This is a genomic window from Methylobacterium mesophilicum, from assembly GCF_022179445.1.
GTDB lineage: Bacteria > Pseudomonadota > Alphaproteobacteria > Rhizobiales > Beijerinckiaceae > Methylobacterium > Methylobacterium mesophilicum.
The window spans coordinates 1-16,242 of record NZ_BPQU01000034.1 but is presented as its reverse complement, the minus strand read 5'-3'; the positions used below and the strand labels follow the sequence as shown (position 1 = coordinate 16,242).

Below are 16,242 nucleotides of genomic sequence, written 5' to 3'. Positions count from 1 at the left end.
GAAACAACCATGTCTGACCTCAGCCTCAACGGCATCCCGATCATCGACACCTTCGCGGAGGCGTTCGATGTGGCCGGGACCGCCATCATCGTCACCAACGACACCGCCAAATGGGCGATGATCGCGGCGACCACCATGACGGGCTTCGCCACGTCGGTGATCGGCTGCGGCGCCGAGGCCGGCATCGATGCCGTGCTGTCGCCGGACGAGACCCCGGACGGACGGCACGGCGTGCGCATCCTGCTGTTCGGCTTCGAGCCGAACGGCCTCAAGGATCAGCTGATCAAGCGCGTGGGCCAGTGCATCCTCACCTGCCCGGGCACGGCCTGCTATGCCGGCGTGGACGGGCCGACGAAGATCAAGCTCGGCGGCGCGATCCGGTATTTCGGCGACGGCTTCGCCATCGCCAAGCGGCTGCCGGATGCCAGCGGTAAGCTCCGGCGCTACTGGCGCATCCCGGTGATGGACGGGGAGTTCCTCTGTGAGGATTCGGTCCGGTCCGTCGACGGCGCTGTGGGCGGCGGCAACCTGCTGTTCCTGGGCCGGACCCATTCCGAGACCCTGATCGTCGCCGAGGCGGCCGTCGAGGCCGCGAAGGCGGTGCCCGGCGCGATCCTGCCGTTTCCCGGTGGCATCGTCCGCTCGGGCTCGAAGGTCGGTGGGCGCACCAAGGGCATGATGGCCTCGACCAACGATGCTTACTGCCCGACCCTCAAGGGCCGGGCCGGCTCGGCGTTGCCGGCCGATTGCGGCGTCGTGCTGGAGATCGTGATCGATGCCCTGACCTCACAGGGCGTGTCAGATTCGATGCGCGCCGGCCTCCACGCCGCCACCGAGATCGGCGGACGGCACGGGCTGATCGCCGTGACGGCCGGCAATTACGGCGGCAATCTCGGCCGCCACCATTACCACCTGCGCGACCTTCTCGCGCGCGACGACGCCAAGACGGAGGGCTGAGCCTTGAGCACCCTCACCCTGCGCGCAGCCCCGCCCGAGCGGCTCGACTTCCTGAACATCAATCCGCTGGCCCTGAGCCGGCTCTCCCAGGCCGAGGCCGAACGCCTGGAGGTCGGCACATCCCGCACCGGCGTGCGTCTCGGCGACTGCTTCTCCGTCTCGCTGGACGGCTCCGAGACGCTGACCATCGAGGGCGGCCACGAGCGCCTCGACCGGGTCGGCGCCGCCCTGTCCGAGGGGGCGATCCGCGTGACCGGCGATGTCGGCCAGCGCCTCGGTGAGGGCATGGCCGGCGGCGGTCTGACCGTCCGCGGAAATGCCGGGCCCTATGCGGGCGCCGGCGCCGCCGGCGGCACCATCACGATCGCGGGCGATGCCGGCGATTATGCGGGTGGTGCCGTGTACGCGGCCAAGGCCGGCCTCGACGGGGCGACGCTGATCATCCGCGGAACGGCCGGCGCGCATCTCGGCGACCGGATGCGGCGCGGGATTCTCCTGGCTGGCCGGGCGGGTGCCTATGCCGGCTCTCGGATGATCGCGGGAACATTGGCCGCGCTGGCAGTCGGGGACCACCCGGGCTACGGCATGCGCCGCGGAACCCTGCTGATCGGTTCACACGGCCGGATGTCGCCGACCTTCGTGGAGACCGGGACGCACGATCTCGTCTTCCTGAAGCTCCTCGGAAAATCGCTCAGGGGCCTCAGCGCAGAGCATGCCGCGCTGCTCGATCGGCCGCTGCGGCGCTATTCCGGAGACCTCGCGACCATCGCCAAGGGCGAGATCTGGGTCGCGTCCTGACGTCACCCTGGGCAGAGCGGCCGCGCGCGGCATATGCTCTGTCCAAGCGGGCCCGCACGAGGCCGGCACATTGGGGAGGCGCCCATGCTCCTGCTTCTGTCGATCTGCCTCGTCGCCCAGCCCTCGACCTGTCGCGAGGACAGGATCGAGATGTCCTACGAGGGCTCGAACCCCTTCATCTGCCTGCGCCATTCGCAGAGCGCGCTGGCGACCTGGCAGGCCGCCCATCCGGACTGGCACGTCGAGCGCTGGCGCTGCGCCGCGCGCGGCAGCCTGCCGAAGAACCTGTGAGGGCGCCCCGAGACCGCGCCTCGGCGCTGAGCCGTCGGGCTGCCGATTGCTGGCGGCGGGCCCCGGCGGGGCGGACCCAATGCGCTCGCTGAAACTCCGGTTCGCGCTGCTGCTCGGAGGCACCGCCATCGTGGTGATGCTGGCGGCCATCGCCGCGTTGGCCTCGATCGCGGCGGCCGAACGCACCGTCGACCGCACCCTCGAGGCGCAGCGCCGTCTGGAGTTGCTGGCCGAGTTGTCGGGCCGCCTCACCCAGTTCGGCCTCGCTGCCGTCGAGACCGTGGGCAATCCCGACGGGCAGCCCGAGGCCATGGCGATCGCCCGCGACAATGCCGACCGGGCGCTGACCACGGTCGACGAGGCGCTGGCTCAGAGCTTCCCGCCGAGCGACGACCCGGCCGACCGTATGCAATACGCCGCGCGGACGCGCCCGATGGCGCAACTACGCGCCGCCCGGGTCGTGCTCGACCGTCAGGTCGCGCGGATCAACCGGCAGACCGAACCGGAGAAGCGCCAGGACGCGATCAAGGGCGCGCTCAACGGCTTCGGGGCGATGACGGGCCAGCCGCTGTCGTTCCTGATCGAGGCCGAGCGGCGCAGCATGGCGCTCGGGTCCGAGCAGGCCCGCGCCCTGTCGGCGCGTCTGCGCGTGGCCGCAGCGTCGGCGGTTGCGGCAGCCCTCGTGCTGCTGGCAGTTCTCTATCGCGGGGTGACCCGCCCGACCTTGGCCCGGATCGAGGAGGTCCGGCGGGCGGCGAGCGCCATCGGCCACGGTGCCCTCGATACGCGCCTGTCGGTGGCGACCCGCGACGAACTCGGCCTGCTGATGACCAACGTCAACCGCATGGCCGCACGCCTCGCCCGGCGTGAATCCCGGGTGGTCGCCGATCGCGCCGCCCTGGAAGACACCGTGGCGACCCGCACCGCGGATCTGCGCGCCGCCAACGCCCGCCTGGAATCCGTGGACCGCTCCCGCCGGCGCTTCTTCGCCGACGTCAGTCACGAGTTGCGCACGCCGCTCACCGTCATCCTCGGCGAATGCGATCTGGCGCTGCGGGGTGCGTCCCGAGGTGCCGACCCGGCGCCGGTCTTCGCGACGATCCGGAAGCGGGCGCAGCGGTTGAAGCTTCGGGTCGAGGACCTGCTGCGTGTCGCGCGCTCGGAATCCGGGGAGATCGAGTTCGACAAACGTCCGCTCGGCCTCGCCTCGGTGCTGGCCGAGGCCGTCGACAACATGGCGTCGGAGGCAGCCCGGCGCCGCGTCGGTCTGAGCCTCGATCCCGGCACCCAGGACGTCGAGTGCTTGGCCGACCGTGAGTGGCTCCGCCAGACCGTCGAGAGCCTCGTGGATAACGCCCTGCGTCACGCCAAGGGGCTGGCCCGCGTCGAGGTTGCCTTGTCGGCCGGGCCAGGTGCCCGCGCCCGGATCACCGTGACCGATGACGGGCCCGGCTTCGGCGCGTCGGAAGCCGAGCTGTTCGAGCGTTTCCGGCGCGGCGCCGGAGCGAGCCCCGACGAGACCGGCTTCGGCATCGGCCTGGCGCTCGCGCGCTGGATCGTCGAGCAGCATGGCGGCTCGATCCGCCTCGGGGCCGGCCCCGACGGACGCGGTGCCCGGGTCAGCCTGGACATCCCGGCGCTCGATCCGGCATGGGAGAGCGGCACGGCCGGGAATACGGCCGCTGCCGCGCAGGTGAGGGAGCCGGCCGCATGACGCGGATCCTGATCGTCGAGGACGATATCGACATCCGGGGGCTGTTGGCCCGCGGCCTGGAAGCCGAAGGGTTCGAGGTCGGTACCGCCGCCTGCGTCGACGAGGCGTTGAAGGCTGCACATGATCCGGCGCCCGGCGCCGTCCTGCTCGACATCAACCTGCCCGACGGGTCCGGCCACGATGTCTGCCGGTCCCTGCGCGAGGGTGGTTTCCCGGGCGCGATCCTGTTCCTGTCGGCGCGCGACGAGATCCGCGACCGCGCCGAGGGCCTGGCGCTCGGCGCCGACGACTACATCATCAAGCCGTTCGTGTTCGACGAACTCGTGGCGCGCCTGCGCACGCACCTGATGCGGCGCGAGCAGGCCGAGGCGCCGCGCTCGCGCATCACCGCGGGCCGGTTGATGCTCGACCTCGACACCCGCCAGGCGAGTTGCGGCGAGGCCAGCGCGCGCCTGACGCCGCGCGAGGCCGACCTCCTCGCCATGTTGATGGAGAGCATCGGCAAGCCGGTGTCCCGGGCCGACATCTTCGACCGGCTCTGGGCCAGCCAGGGCGGCCTCTCGCTCAACGTGGTCGACGTCTATATCGGCTATCTCCGCTCCAAGATGGCGGACTTCGTCCGGTACGGTGGACCAGGATTGGTCACCGTCCGGGGAAAGGGCTTCATGCTCGAACTGCGCGGTCCTGATTTCCGTCAATGAGCCACTATACTTAAGTCGAATCCGGTAACGTTTCTGATCGTGAGCCGGGCATTTAGGTAGAGTCTCACAAAAAATTTGGGAGTATCCGGCAACTTAGTGCTTGAAGACCGCAGCTGAATCGCCGATATCGGGGGCGCGCCGGAAAACCAGAGCGCCATCAGTGTCTTAGGGTACTCTTAGGAACCCGAGACGCCTGGTGAGGATACCGCCAAGGAGAAACACCATGAAGTGGGCTGCCCCTGTTGTGTCCGAGATCTGTGTCGGCATGGAAGTGACGAGCTACGAGTCGGCCGAGATCGACACCTTCAACTAAGTTTTCAGGGGCCGGGGATCGCGGGAACCGCACCATGCGCGTCGTGATTCTCGGCTCCGCTGCCGGTGGCGGCCTCCCGCAGTGGAACTGCCGCTGCCACAACTGCACCCTGGCGCGGTCCGAGCCGGACCGGGTGCGCCCACGGACGCAATCGAGCATCGCTGTCTCTGCGGACGGGTCCGATTGGCTCCTGGTCAACGCCTCGCCGGATATCCGGCAGCAGCTCTTCGACAATTCCCAGATGCATCCCCGCGAGGGACTGCGCCACTCGCCGATCCGGTCCGTGCTCCTGACGAACGGAGATGTCGACCACGTGGCGGGGCTGCTCACCTTGCGCGAGGGCCAGCCCTACACACTCTACGCCACCCGCGGCATCCTGGATTCCGTCAACGCCAACCGCGTGTTCGACGTGATGGCCGAGGGCGTCGTCGCCCGTCAGCCCATCGCCATGGACCAGCGTTTCGAGCCGTTGCCCGGCTTGTCCGTCACGCTGTTCCCAGTCCCCGGCAAGGTGCCGCTCTGGCTCGAGGACGAGACCATGGAGATCGGCGCCGAGACCGAGACCACCGTGGGCGCGCTGATTGAGGCGGGCGGCCGTCGCCTCGCCTACATTCCCGGTTGCGCCCGCGTCACGGACGCGCTCAGGGACCGCATCGCCGGCGTGGACGCATTGCTGTTCGACGGCACCGTCCTGCACGATGACGACATGATCCGCGCCGGCGTCGGCACCAAGACCGGCTGGCGGATGGGGCATGTGCCGATGCGCGGCGACAATGGCTCGATCGATGCGCTGGCCGGCGTTTCGCTCGGCCGCCGCGTCTTCGTCCACATCAACAATACCAACCCGGTCCTGGTGGAAGGTTCGCCGGAGCGCGCCGACGTCGAGGCGGCCGGCTGGACCGTGGCCCATGACGGTCTGAGCCTCGCGCTCTGAGGCAATCGCGCCCACCGGTTGGGTACGGGCCGAGCCGGCACTATATCAGGACCGAGCCCGGACATTCGCCCCGGCGTGGCATCATTCCGAACGGTCGTTGCCGTCACTCGGGGTGGTCCCCGCACAGAGGGCGGGATCGGAGTACAGGAAACGCGACCCGAGAACGGATTCCGGTAACGCCATGAACGCAGTCTTCCCGACCCCTTCGCCGACCGCCGACTCTGCCGAGAGCCAGCGGCTGCTTTCCCCGGACGAGCTTGAGGCCGCTCTGCGCGACATCGGCGCGCGCCGGTACCATATCCTGCATCCGTTCCACCGGCTCCTGCATGACGGCAAGCTCTCGAAGGATCAGGTCCGGGCCTGGGCGTTGAACCGCTACTATTACCAGGCGATGATCCCGGTGAAGGACGCCGCCGTGCTCGCGAGGATGACCGACGCGTCTCTGCGGCGGATCTGGCGCCAGCGCATCGTCGATCATGACGGCGACCATCCGGGCGACGGCGGCATCGAGCGCTGGCTGAAGCTCGCCGAGGGCGTCGGGTTCGACCGGGACTACGTGCTCTCTACCCGGGGCATCCTGTCGGCCACGAAGTTTTCCGTAGAGGCCTACGTCCACTTCGTCGCGGAGAAGAGCCTGCTGGAGGCGATCGCCTCGTCGCTCACCGAGATGTTCTCGCCGACGATCATCTCCGAGCGTGTCGCCGGGATGCTGAAGAACTACGACTTCATCACCAAGGACACGCTGGCCTATTTCGACAAGCGCCTGACCCAGGCGCCGCGCGATGCCGACTTCGCCCTCGATTACGTGAAGACGCACGCGACGACGCCTGAGCTGCAGCGGCAGGCGATGGCCGCGTTGACCTTCAAGTGCAACGTACTCTGGACCCAGCTCGACGCTCTCTATTTCGCCTATGTCGCCCCCGGCATGATCCCGCCGGATGCCTGGACGCCCGGAACCGGTCTCGTCGCGGAGGCACCTGTCGCGACGACAGCGGCCGGCGTTCGCAAGATGGCGGCTGACGACCGGCCGCGCCTCCCGCGGGGCGTGCGTCTGCGCCATGACGAGACCCGCGGCAAATACGTCCTGCTCGCCCCGGAGCGGACCTTCGACCTCGACGATAACGCCGTGGCGGTGCTCAAGCTGGTGGACGGCAACCGCAGCGTCGCGGCGATCGCGGATGAGCTGGGTCGGACCTATGCGGCCGATCCGCGGGCCATCGAGGCCGATATCCTCGCAATGCTGGACGGGCTGGCGGAAAAACGGGTCCTGGAGCGATGAACGCACTGACGCCGAACCGGCCGGACGTTCCAGCGCCGGTGGGCCTGCTCGCCGAGCTGACTCACCGCTGCCCGCTGCGCTGCCCCTATTGCTCGAACCCGCTGGAGCTCGATCGCCGCTCCGGCGAACTCGACACTGCTACGTGGCAGCGCGTCCTGACGGAGGCGTCGGGCCTCGGCGTCCTCCACGTCCACCTGTCGGGGGGCGAGCCGACGGCGCGCAACGACATCGTCGAGATCACCAAGACCTGCGCGGATCTCGGCCTCTACTCGAACCTGATCACCTCGGGGGTGGGCGGTGCGCTGGGCAAGCTCCAGGCGCTGTACGATGTCGGGCTCGACCACGTGCAGCTCTCGGTGCAAGGCGTCGATGCCCAGAACGCCGAACGGATCGGCGGTTTGAAGAACGCGCAGCCCCAAAAGTTCGAGTTCGCCGCCAAGGTGGTCGAGCTCGGGCTGCCGCTGACGCTGAACTCGGTGATCCATCGCGGCAACATCCACGAGGTCGAGGGCTTCATCGACCTAGCGGTGAAGATGGGCGCCAAGCGTCTCGAGGTGGCGCACACGCAGTATTACGGTTGGGCCTACGTCAACCGTGCGGCCCTGATGCCCGACAAGGCGCAGGTCGATGCCTCGATCCGGATCGTCGAGGCGGCCCGCGAGCGCCTCAAGGGTCAGCTCGTCATCGACCTCGTCGTGCCGGATTACTACGCGAAATACCCGAAGGCCTGCGCCGGCGGCTGGGGCCGCAAGCTGATGAACGTCACGCCCCAGGGCAAGGTCCTGCCCTGCCACGCGGCCGAGACGATCCCGGGCCTCGAGTTCTGGCACGTCACCGACCACTCGCTCGGTGAGATCTGGCGGGATTCGCCGGCCTTCACCGCCTATCGCGGAACCGACTGGATGAAGGAGCCCTGCCGCTCCTGCGACCGTCGGGAGAAAGATTGGGGCGGCTGCCGGTGTCAGGCCCTAGCGCTCGCCGGGGATGCCGCGGCGACCGATCCGGCCTGCTCGCTCTCGCCGCTCCATGCCAAGGTGCGGGCGCTGGCCGTGGAAGAGGCGGCCGAGACGCCGCCGGATTATGTGTACCGGACGATCGGCAGCAACGTCCGGTCGCCGTTCAAGGAGGACGTCAACTCGTGAAGCTTCTCGCCACGACAGCCCTCGCGCTGGTGCTGGCCGCGATGCCGGCGCTTGCCGAAGATGCGCCCAAGCCCGCAGCGGTCACCCAGGTCAACGCGGCGGCCCCGCCCAGTGCGGCCGATCTGCTGTTCGAGCAGCCGCATATGAAGAACGCGGCCCCCGGCTCGACGATCACGTACGATTATCTGCGCCGGTCCGGCATCGCCAAGGGACCGTTCGGGCCCCCGCTGTCGGATACGCTCACGCTCACGCTGGAGCCCGGTAAGAGCCCGGAGGCGCGCGACATCCGCGTCATGATGTTCTCCGGCCTGAACCGCGTGCCGGCCGGGCCTTTCGAGGACATGAGCGGCAACCCGGTGGTCTCGCTGTTCCTGGAGAACCACCTCCGCTCGCTGGCGAAGGTGCTGGAGGCCAACCCGCGTTACCTGAAGCTCGCCATCCGTAAGGGACTGCGTGAGGCTGCGACCGTGACGCCGACCAAGGTCTCGGTCGGCGGCCGCGAGGTCGATGGCTGGCGGGTCGAAATCCAGCCCTTCGCCAAGGATGCCATGGAACAGCGCATGCGCGGCATGGACAAGATGATCTACACCTTCATCACCGCCCCGGAGGTTCCCGGCGAGATCGTCTCCATCGAGGCGTCGTCGAAGAACGCCGAGGGTGGCGAATTGCTCGAGGAGAAGCTGAGCTATGATCCGAAAGCTGGCTGAACGCGGCGCGCTCGCCGTCCTCGCCCTGTCCCTGTCCGGCCTGGCCGGTTGGGCGGCCGAAGAGAACGACTATCCCACCGACGCGCGGGTCGATTACGTCTTCGGCTGCATGGCGGCCAACGGCCAGACCCGCGAGAGCATGCAGCGCTGCTCCTGTTCGCTCGACCAGCTCGCCGCGATCCTGCCCTACGACAAGTACGTGCAGGCCAGCACGGTCCTGTCGATGCGCCAGGGCATCGGCAACCGGGCGAACGAGTTCAAGGCGACCAAGGTCTTCGACGACAAGGTCGCCGATCTCCGACGCGCCCAGGCCGAGGCGGAGATCCGCTGCTACCGCGGCTGATGACCGGACCATGACGGCCGGCGTTGCGCTGGCCTGTGGTTTCGATCACACCGGGTCCCGAACCGCTCCTGAGAACGGGACCCGATCCGTGCCCCCCTCCCCCGGCCTGTCCGACCTGTTGCCCGGCCTCGGGTCGCGCACGCTGGTCATGGGCATCCTCAACGTCACGCCCGATTCCTTCTCCGACGGCGGCCTGTTCTCCGGCGAGGCCGAGGCGGTTGCGCAGGCCGAGCGCCTGGTAGCCGAAGGCGCCGCGATCCTCGATATCGGTGGTGAATCGACCCGGCCGGGTCACGTTCCCGTTCCTGCCGAGGAGGAGCAGGGCCGCGTCCTGCCGGTGATCCGGGCGGTGGCGCCCCGCCTGTCCGTCCCGATCTCGATCGATACCTACAAGGCGTCCACCGCGCGTCTCGCGCTCGAAGCGGGCGCCCGCATCGTCAACGACGTCTGGGGCCTCCAACGAGAGCCCGACATCGCCTCCGTGGCGGCCGCGCACGGCGCCCCCGTGGTGATCATGCACAACCGCGAGACCATCGACGCGGATCTGGATATCGTCGCGGATCTGCGGGCCTTCTTCGAGCGCTCGCTCGACATCGCCCGGCGGGCCGGCATTCCGGAGCGCGACATCGTCCTCGATCCCGGGGTAGGATTCGGAAAGACCTGGACTCAGCACTTGGAAGTGCTTCGGCGCCTCCCCGAGATCCGGGCCCTGGGTTTTCCCGTCCTGGTCGGGGTCTCCCGCAAATCTCTGCTCGGCCGCCTGCACGATCGGGAGACCCGGCCGGCAGACCGGCTCTACGGATCGCTCGCGGCCCATGCCCTTGCGGCCACGCTCGGCGCCGACATCGTGCGGGTTCACGACGTCGCGGCCCATGTCGACGCCGTTCGGGTCGTCGACGCCGTCATGCGGCCGGACGCCCGATGAGCGCGGACCGGATCGGCGTCGCCCGCATCGCGGTGTTCGGGCGGCACGGGGTGCTGCCCGAGGAGGCGGTGCTCGGCCAGCGCTTCTACATCTCGATCGACGCGCGGCTCGACCTTGCGCCGGCCGGCCGCTCGGACGACGTCGCCCATACGGTCAGCTACGCGGACCTCACCGAGATCGCCGTTTCGATTGCCACCGAGCGCCGGTTCAATCTCATCGAGGCTCTCGCCGAGACGATCGCGGCTACGATCCTCGAACGCCATGACATGGTGGAAGCGATCACGATCCGCATCGACAAGCCGAGCGCGCCGGTGCCGGCGATCCTGGATGGCGTCAGCGTCGAGATCACGCGTCACCGCGGAGTACGCGCGTGAGGGCCTATCTCGGGATCGGCAGCAATATCGGCGACATGGCCGCGATGCTCGACCGTGCGGTCGCGGGATTGGCCGCGACGCCCGGCATCGACGTTGTCGCCCGCTCGGCCGACTATCGGACGCCGCCTTGGGGCAAGACCGATCAGCCCTGGTTCCTCAACGGTGCGGTGGCCGTCGACACGGCGCTCGATCCGCATGGGCTGCTCGATGCCTGCCTCGGCGTCGAGCATGCGCTGGGGCGCATCCGCGAGGAGCGCTGGGGGCCCCGGGTTATCGATGTCGACGTGCTGGCCTACGAGGGGGCAACGGTGGACGACGCGCGGCTGGTGCTGCCGCACCGCCATGTGCGGGAGCGTGCCTTCGTGCTGGTGCCGTTGGCCGAGATCGCCCCAGACCTCGTGATCGGCGGCGAACGCGTCGCCGATGCCCTGGCCAAGCTCGACCGCACCGGGATCAAACGGGTCTGAGCCGAGGCTCGCGGACGGCTCCCCGCCCGCGAGCCCGAAGGCGTGGCCTACTTCGTGCCGGGTTCGGCCATCTCGCTGGCCTCGTCGTCGAGGAGCGGCACGTCGTATTCGCGCAGCACCTTGTCGATATCGGCCTTGCGCTTGCGCAGGATCGTGTTGAGCGAGCGCTTCCAGTCGTTCTCGCCGAGGCGCACGCCCATGGCGATCCGGTAGGCCATGGGCGGACGAGCGGGCTCCTTGAGCAGGGGCACCACCGTCATGGGCGTTCCGGATTGCTTCGCGAGCCAGCCGGCAGCCGGCCCCCACAGCACCGCCGCATCGATGTCCTTGGCCGCGAGCGCCCCGACGATCTCGGCGCCGACGGTCTGGAACTTCCGTGCCGGATCGAGCTGATAGGGCGCGTAGGCCTTCATGGTCGAGACGAGGCCGAGATCGCCCATCCGATTCACCGGCGGGGTGCCGGCGATGACCCCGATCGCCTTGCCCTTCAGCCGCGGATCGTCGAGGGCGGTGATGCCGTCGAGTTCACCCGTGCGGGTGACCAGCACGTAGGACGAGTGATAGTAGGGATTGGTGGTTTGGACGAGGTCGCTGCCGAAGGCCTGGCCCATGATCAGGTCGCACAGGCCGGTACCCAGCGTGTTGCGCACGAAGCCCGGACCTTGGGTCAGCCAGTAGTAACGGACCTTGATCTTCAGTTCGTCGGCGATGATCGCCGCGATCTTGTTCTCGAAGCCGTCTTCCTTACGCTCGGAAAACGGCATGTTGCCGGGATCGCCGCAGACGCGCAGCACATCGGTCGTAACCGTGTCCGGCAGGTGCTGCGCGGCAGCCCCCTGCGCCACCGTCATCGACAGGGCGCAGAGGGCGAGCGTCCGGGTGAAGGACGATGCAGGGGAGGACATCAGCCGCCCATGCACTCCTTCTCGGCCTTCCGGGCGGTCTCGGGCTTGTCCTCGTGGTCCGAGGGACGAACGCGACCGATCGCACCGTCGGCCCGGGCCTTGAGGTAGGTGTAGAGGTCGTCCGAATAGCACATGACGTTCTTGTTATCGCCAAAGGCCGGCATGACCTTCTGCTCGGAGGCGCTCACGTCCTGCTTGCCGCCCACCAGGATGCCGATGAACTCCTCGTACGAGAGGTGCTTCAGCGAGTCCTTCAGGGCCGGCGCGTAGGTCGAGCCCATGCCGTCCGGACCGTGGCAGACGTGGCACTCGGCGTGATAGCGGCGATACCCGGAGTAGGTGTACCAGTCGAGTTTCTTACCATCGTTGGTGACGTGGTACGTCGGATGGCCGTCGGCATCGACGTACTTGCCGTCCTCGACCTTAACGGCAGCGTTCTTCTTCAGTAGTGCGGGGTCCTGCTCGGCGGTCTTGTCGTTCGCGTTGAGCGAATTGGCGAGAGCCGGATCGGCAGGCTTGGCATCCTCAGCATGTACGGCAACCGCGGAAACGGTCGCTAGGGCGAGGGCGGCGAGAAACGGCCGCGTGACGATGTTGCTGAGGTTGTGCAACGCGTAGTCTCCCTGGAGCGAGGCCCTTCGTCTCGCTTAGAGCCGTAGCCTCTTACGACAAATTCTAATCACAAGGATGCCGGCGCGGAAACCCGCGCCGGCACCATTTCGACAGCTAAACCCTGCGGCCGATTAGTTCGGCAGAGCGAAGACGGTCAGCTGACCACCGAGGTTGGTGTACTGCGAGAGGGCTGCGTAGCCGCCCACCGCGCCGAGACCGGCGTTCGGGTCGGTCAGGCCGGCCGCGAGGCCGATGCCGGCCCAGCCGCCGACGCCCGACAGGACGCCCACGTACTGCTTGCCCTTGAGCTGGTAGGTCATCACGTTGCCGATGATGCCCGACGGCGTCTTGAACTTGAACAGCTCCTTGCCGGTCTTGTCGTCGACGGCCTTCAGGTAACCTTCGAGGGTTCCGTAGAACACCACGTCACCGGCGGTGGCGAGAGCACCGGACCAAACCGAGAACTGCTCGGCGTTGGACCACTTGATCTTACCGTTGACGCCGTCCCAGGCGATGAAGTTACCCATGCCGCCGTGCGAGTTCGGGGCCGGGTACATCGACAGGGTCGCACCGACGTAGGGCTGGCCCGGGGTGTAGGTCACCCGGAACGGCTCGTAGTCCATGCAGACGTGGTTGGTGGGCACGTAGAACAGGTTGGTCTTCGGCGAGAAGGCAGCAGGCTGCTGATCCTTGGTGCCGAGGGCCGCCGGGCAGATACCCTTGGAGTTGGTATCTTCGCCGTTCTGCTCGGTCGAGTACTTCGACACGACCAGCGGCCGGCCGTAGTTCTTCGAACCCTTGTCCATATCGACCTTGGTCGCCCAGTTGACGGCCGGATCGAACTTCTCGGCGACCAGGAGGGCGCCGGTCTCGCGGTTCAGCGTGTAGCCGAAGCCGTTACGGTCGAAGTGGGTCAGGAGCGGCTGCTCCTTGCCGTCAACCTTCTGATCCGTGAGGATCATCTCGTTGATGCCGTCGTAGTCCCACTCGTCGTGCGGGGTCATCTGGTAGACCCACTTGGCGACGCCGGTATCCGGGTTACGCGCCCAGATGGTCATCGACCACTTGTTGTCGCCCGGACGCTGCTTGGGGTTCCAGGTCGAGGGGTTGCCCGAGCCGTAGTACATCAGGTCGAGCTTGGGGTCGTACGAGAACCAGCCCCAGGTGCAGCCGCCGCCGGTCTTCCACTGATCGCCTTCCCAGGTCTTCAGCGAAGAATCCTTGCCGACCGGCTTGCCGAGCGAGGTGGTCTTCTCCGGGTCGACCAGCATCTGGTCGTCCGGGCCGATGGAGTAGCCGCGCCACACCTTCTTGCCGGTCTTAAGGTCGTAGGCGGTGACGTGGCACTGCACGCCGAACTCGCCGCCCGAGATGCCGACGATGACTTTGTCCTTCACGGGCAGAACCGTGGCGGTGTTGGTCTCGCCCTTCTTCGGGTCGCCGTTGACGACGGACCAGTTCACCTTGCCGGTCTTGGCGTCGAGCGACACGAGGGTGGTGTCGGCCTGGTGCAGCAGGATGGTGCCGTCGGCATAGGCGAGGCCGCGGTTGACCGTGTCACAGCACATGACCGGGATTACGGACGGATCCTGCTTCGGCTCGTACTTCCAGACGATCTTGGCCTCGTGGTCGAGGTCCAGGGCGTACACGATGTTCGGGAACGGCGTGTGGACATACATCATGTTGCCGATCACGAGCGGCGAGCCCTCGTGGCCGCGCAGCACGCCGGTCGAGAAGGTCCAGGCAACCTGGAGGTTCTTCACGTTCGCCGAGGTGATCTGGTCGAGCTTCGAATAACGGGTGTTGCCGTAGTCGACCGTCTGAAGCGCTTGTTCCGCCGGGTTGGCGATGCTCTTCAGGACGCTTTCGTTGGCCAGCGCGGGCGCGGCGAGTGCCGCGACACCTGCGCCGAGCGCGAGGAGATGTACCGCTCTCATGGGTTCCTCCGACAAGTCTTAAGAGTCGTACAGACGCACTTCGAGAGTGGCGTCGCTCGGACCCCGACCTGACTGTTTGCGACAGGGATGGACGCTTCGGTAGCGGGCGTAGCGGACTTGAAGTGACCCAGAAGGTCTCTTCGCCAGGAGCCGCCATCCCTGAGGCGGCCCCCTCGAAACCGAAGCTTGCCCGGACCTTAAGAGATTTTTGAGCGCCGTCAACTCGATGTTGCCGAGCCGTGGGAACACGGTGAAAGCTTCTTTTCGCGTAACAAAACACGCGTGAATGTCATTGCTATGCGGCGCGAAATGCTGCGCTGCACAAACGAGGCTGCGGCTATTTAGGCCCATCTCGGGCTGCCGAGCACGCTGTCCATGCAGTTCTTGCACGCCCGGGCGGTGTTGCCAGTTCCATTATGCTTGGACTGCTTGATGAGCTTGACCGTGATCGTCACTCGGCGCGCGTGCGGAGAGCTGGATCAATCGCGGTGCGAAATGGCCGAGCTTGGGAAACGACGGCGTTTTCAGAGGTTGAACACTGTGCGCCCTCTCGCCGCACGGGTGGGATGCGGCGTTTTGGAACCCGCCGCACGCCATCCTCACGAGGCTGTGATTGCCGAATCGTCCCGACTCAGTTCGAGCAGCTGGATTGAGGAACAGTCACGCGGGCCAGGCAGGCTGTTCAGCCGGCATCTGCGTCTTCAGGCTAGGTCGGGAACCACTCGGTGCACGACGGCTGGGCTCCGCTACGAACCCTTGGTCAGCCAGCGTTGCCGGCAGGCTGCGACTTTGGTTGTAGGGGCTCACAGCGCGCCGACGTCGCCGATGCTCTCGAATTCGGCGCTGTCGCCGACGAGGTCCGTAAGGGAGATGTCGAGGCGGCGGCCGGTCTTGAGACGGAGCTGGGCATCGGGTTCGAGCCAGATCGGTCTCAGGCCGGCATGGCTGCCGTGGAGATCGCCGTAGGCGAACACGCCGCCCTGCCTTCGCTCCACGACGACACGGTAGCGGACACGAACGCTTTGGCATCCCTCGGCCGTGACGAGGCCGCGCCCCGTCAGCGTCGTCAGGATCTCGTTCGGTTCGAACATACGCGTGACGCGGTGCTAGGATTAAGTGGCAATCTCGCTTGCCACTTAATCCTAGCACCTCGACGTGTCACGCCCTCGTTACCGGATAGTTTCGCGATCCGGCTGCTGTGTCGATCGGCAGGCGTTTCGACGGCGCTCCTAGAGGCGGCGAGTGTGGGCCGACGAGAAGGTCTGCAATCCCTCCAATGGCCAAGGTTGTCGCGAGCTTGACGGCGACGCGCCGTCCCGGACAATCGGACCTCGGAGGGAGGTCCGCGAAGGCGGCCGACCCGCATCGTGCGTGAAGGACGATCGTGATCGGGCGCACACAATTGGCCCTGGCGGCCCTGTTCCTTGTCGCATCGGGGGCACGAGGCGTTGCCGAGACCGTTCACGACGGGCAACTCTGGCTGAATACAACCCTGTTCGGTTCATTCGGCGACGTCGCATACTTCGCCGAAGTTCAACCCCGCTTCGGCAAGGGCATCTCCCAGCTCGACCAGCTTCTGCTGCGCCCTGCCTTGGGCTGGAAGGTCAACAACGACCTCACCCTCTACCAGGGTTACGCTTACGTCGAAGACCACGGGATGCCCGGCGGGGTGGGGACCGAGGATCGGAGCTTTCAGGAGATCAACTGGCAGATCGGCACGGTCTCCGGCGTGAAGGTTTCGTCCCGCACGCGCTTCGAGCAACGGTGGCAATCGGCCGGCCGGGATGTCGCAGGGCGATCGCTTGAAAGGAATGGATTTCGGTGTTGCCTTTTGCGTGATTCA

Annotated in this window: 19 protein-coding genes; 15 read left to right on the top strand and 4 right to left on the bottom strand. The window is 67.3% G+C overall.

Going from position 1 to position 16,242, the window contains the following annotated elements:
* Nucleotides 1-9: 9 nt before the first annotated feature.
* From fhcD to folK, 14 genes are all read left to right on the top strand, one after another.
* Entirely contained in the window at nt 10-957 is a 948-nt protein-coding gene (gene fhcD, locus MFF40_RS23800) for a formylmethanofuran--tetrahydromethanopterin N-formyltransferase (RefSeq protein ID WP_147853310.1), read from the top strand.
* A 3-nt stretch (nt 958-960) separates the two neighbouring features.
* A complete protein-coding gene (locus tag MFF40_RS23795) occupies nt 961-1,755 on the top strand; it encodes a formylmethanofuran dehydrogenase subunit C (RefSeq protein ID WP_147853309.1) in 795 nt (264 codons plus the stop codon).
* 84 nt (nt 1,756-1,839) lie between these two features.
* Nucleotides 1,840-2,046 (top strand): hypothetical protein, encoded by a 207-nt coding sequence (locus MFF40_RS23790; protein WP_007564437.1) that lies wholly within the window; start codon nt 1,840-1,842, stop codon nt 2,044-2,046.
* Nucleotides 2,047-2,125: 79 nt separating this feature from the next.
* On the top strand, nt 2,126-3,760 hold the full coding sequence (locus MFF40_RS23785) for a sensor histidine kinase (protein WP_147853308.1): 1,635 nt from the start codon (nt 2,126-2,128) through the stop codon (nt 3,758-3,760).
* Nucleotides 3,757-4,461: a response regulator transcription factor gene (locus MFF40_RS23780; protein ID WP_147853307.1), complete on the top strand. Its 705-nt coding sequence runs from the start codon at nt 3,757-3,759 to the stop codon at nt 4,459-4,461. Before MFF40_RS23785 ends, MFF40_RS23780 begins: the two co-directional genes overlap by 4 nt.
* A gap of 223 nt (nt 4,462-4,684) precedes the next feature.
* Entirely contained in the window at nt 4,685-4,774 is a 90-nt protein-coding gene (pqqA, locus tag MFF40_RS23775) for a pyrroloquinoline quinone precursor peptide PqqA (protein ID WP_007564431.1), read from the top strand.
* Between the two features lie 34 nt (nt 4,775-4,808).
* Nucleotides 4,809-5,708, top strand: coding sequence for a pyrroloquinoline quinone biosynthesis protein PqqB (gene pqqB / locus MFF40_RS23770; RefSeq protein ID WP_238262490.1), 900 nt, complete (start codon nt 4,809-4,811; stop codon nt 5,706-5,708).
* Nucleotides 5,709-5,889: 181 nt separating this feature from the next.
* Nucleotides 5,890-6,987, top strand: a complete 1,098-nt coding sequence (pqqC, locus tag MFF40_RS23765) for a pyrroloquinoline-quinone synthase PqqC (RefSeq protein WP_238262488.1) — start codon at nt 5,890-5,892, stop codon at nt 6,985-6,987.
* The gene (gene pqqE, locus MFF40_RS23760) at nt 6,984-8,129 is read left to right on the top strand and encodes a pyrroloquinoline quinone biosynthesis protein PqqE (RefSeq protein WP_147853304.1); all 1,146 of its coding nucleotides are present in this window, start codon (nt 6,984-6,986) and stop codon (nt 8,127-8,129) included. Before pqqC ends, pqqE begins: the two co-directional genes overlap by 4 nt.
* 41 nt (nt 8,130-8,170) lie before the next feature.
* Entirely contained in the window at nt 8,171-8,836 is a 666-nt protein-coding gene (locus MFF40_RS23755) for a hypothetical protein (RefSeq protein ID WP_378996144.1), read from the top strand.
* Complete coding sequence (locus tag MFF40_RS23750; protein WP_147853302.1) at nt 8,817-9,179, top strand: hypothetical protein; 363 nt, start codon at nt 8,817-8,819, stop codon at nt 9,177-9,179. The genes MFF40_RS23755 and MFF40_RS23750 overlap by 20 nt, the downstream gene beginning before the upstream one ends.
* A gap of 88 nt (nt 9,180-9,267) precedes the next feature.
* Nucleotides 9,268-10,104 carry a dihydropteroate synthase gene (gene folP / locus MFF40_RS23745; RefSeq protein ID WP_147853301.1) on the top strand — a complete coding sequence of 279 codons (837 nt, stop codon included), beginning with the start codon at nt 9,268-9,270 and terminating at the stop codon, nt 10,102-10,104.
* The gene (gene folB, locus MFF40_RS23740; RefSeq protein ID WP_147896517.1) at nt 10,101-10,478 is read left to right on the top strand and encodes a dihydroneopterin aldolase; all 378 of its coding nucleotides are present in this window, start codon (nt 10,101-10,103) and stop codon (nt 10,476-10,478) included. Before folP ends, folB begins: the two co-directional genes overlap by 4 nt.
* Nucleotides 10,475-10,945, top strand: a complete 471-nt coding sequence (gene folK, locus MFF40_RS23735; protein WP_147896518.1) for a 2-amino-4-hydroxy-6-hydroxymethyldihydropteridine diphosphokinase — start codon at nt 10,475-10,477, stop codon at nt 10,943-10,945. Before folB ends, folK begins: the two co-directional genes overlap by 4 nt.
* 47 nt (nt 10,946-10,992) lie before the next feature.
* On the opposite strand, the gene xoxJ is transcribed toward folK, so the two are convergent.
* The 4 genes from xoxJ to MFF40_RS23715 form a co-directional block, all read right to left on the bottom strand.
* Nucleotides 10,993-11,850: a rare earth element methanol dehydrogenase accessory protein XoxJ gene (gene xoxJ, locus MFF40_RS23730; RefSeq protein WP_187278039.1), complete on the bottom strand. Its 858-nt coding sequence runs from the start codon at nt 11,848-11,850 to the stop codon at nt 10,993-10,995.
* On the bottom strand, nt 11,850-12,461 hold the full coding sequence (locus MFF40_RS23725) for a c-type cytochrome, methanol metabolism-related (protein WP_147853297.1): 612 nt from the start codon (nt 12,459-12,461) through the stop codon (nt 11,850-11,852). Before MFF40_RS23725 ends, xoxJ begins: the two co-directional genes overlap by 1 nt.
* A 132-nt stretch (nt 12,462-12,593) precedes the next feature.
* A complete protein-coding gene (xoxF1, locus tag MFF40_RS23720) occupies nt 12,594-14,399 on the bottom strand; it encodes a lanthanide-dependent methanol dehydrogenase XoxF1 (RefSeq protein WP_147853296.1) in 1,806 nt (601 codons plus the stop codon).
* An 803-nt stretch (nt 14,400-15,202) separates the two neighbouring features.
* Entirely contained in the window at nt 15,203-15,490 is a 288-nt protein-coding gene (locus tag MFF40_RS23715; RefSeq protein ID WP_147853295.1) for a hypothetical protein, read from the bottom strand.
* Between the two features lie 293 nt (nt 15,491-15,783).
* Here MFF40_RS23715 and MFF40_RS23710 point away from each other — a divergent pair.
* On the top strand, nt 15,784-16,242 hold a 459-nt coding region (locus MFF40_RS23710), incomplete at its 3' end, for a DUF2490 domain-containing protein (protein ID WP_238262486.1).

Bases quoted from the DNA above. Each gene is read 5' to 3' on its own strand.
- pqqB (WP_238262490.1), top strand. From the start codon at position 4,809: ATGCGCGTCGTGATTCTCGGCTCCGCTGCCGGTGGCGGCCTCCCGCAG.
- MFF40_RS23715 (WP_147853295.1), bottom strand. From the start codon at position 15,490: ATGTTCGAACCGAACGAGATCCTGACGACGCTGACGGGGCGCGGCCTC.
- xoxF1 (WP_147853296.1), bottom strand. From the start codon at position 14,399: ATGAGAGCGGTACATCTCCTCGCGCTCGGCGCAGGTGTCGCGGCACTC.
- MFF40_RS23750 (WP_147853302.1), top strand. From the start codon at position 8,817: ATGATCCGAAAGCTGGCTGAACGCGGCGCGCTCGCCGTCCTCGCCCTG.
- MFF40_RS23780 (WP_147853307.1), top strand. From the start codon at position 3,757: ATGACGCGGATCCTGATCGTCGAGGACGATATCGACATCCGGGGGCTG.
- pqqA (WP_007564431.1), top strand. From the start codon at position 4,685: ATGAAGTGGGCTGCCCCTGTTGTGTCCGAGATCTGTGTCGGCATGGAA.
- pqqC (WP_238262488.1), top strand. From the start codon at position 5,890: ATGAACGCAGTCTTCCCGACCCCTTCGCCGACCGCCGACTCTGCCGAG.
- folB (WP_147896517.1), top strand. From the start codon at position 10,101: ATGAGCGCGGACCGGATCGGCGTCGCCCGCATCGCGGTGTTCGGGCGG.
- fhcD (WP_147853310.1), top strand. From the start codon at position 10: ATGTCTGACCTCAGCCTCAACGGCATCCCGATCATCGACACCTTCGCG.
- xoxJ (WP_187278039.1), bottom strand. From the start codon at position 11,850: ATGTCCTCCCCTGCATCGTCCTTCACCCGGACGCTCGCCCTCTGCGCC.
- MFF40_RS23785 (WP_147853308.1), top strand. From the start codon at position 2,126: ATGCGCTCGCTGAAACTCCGGTTCGCGCTGCTGCTCGGAGGCACCGCC.
- pqqE (WP_147853304.1), top strand. From the start codon at position 6,984: ATGAACGCACTGACGCCGAACCGGCCGGACGTTCCAGCGCCGGTGGGC.
- MFF40_RS23790 (WP_007564437.1), top strand. From the start codon at position 1,840: ATGCTCCTGCTTCTGTCGATCTGCCTCGTCGCCCAGCCCTCGACCTGT.
- MFF40_RS23755 (WP_378996144.1), top strand. From the start codon at position 8,171: ATGCCGGCGCTTGCCGAAGATGCGCCCAAGCCCGCAGCGGTCACCCAG.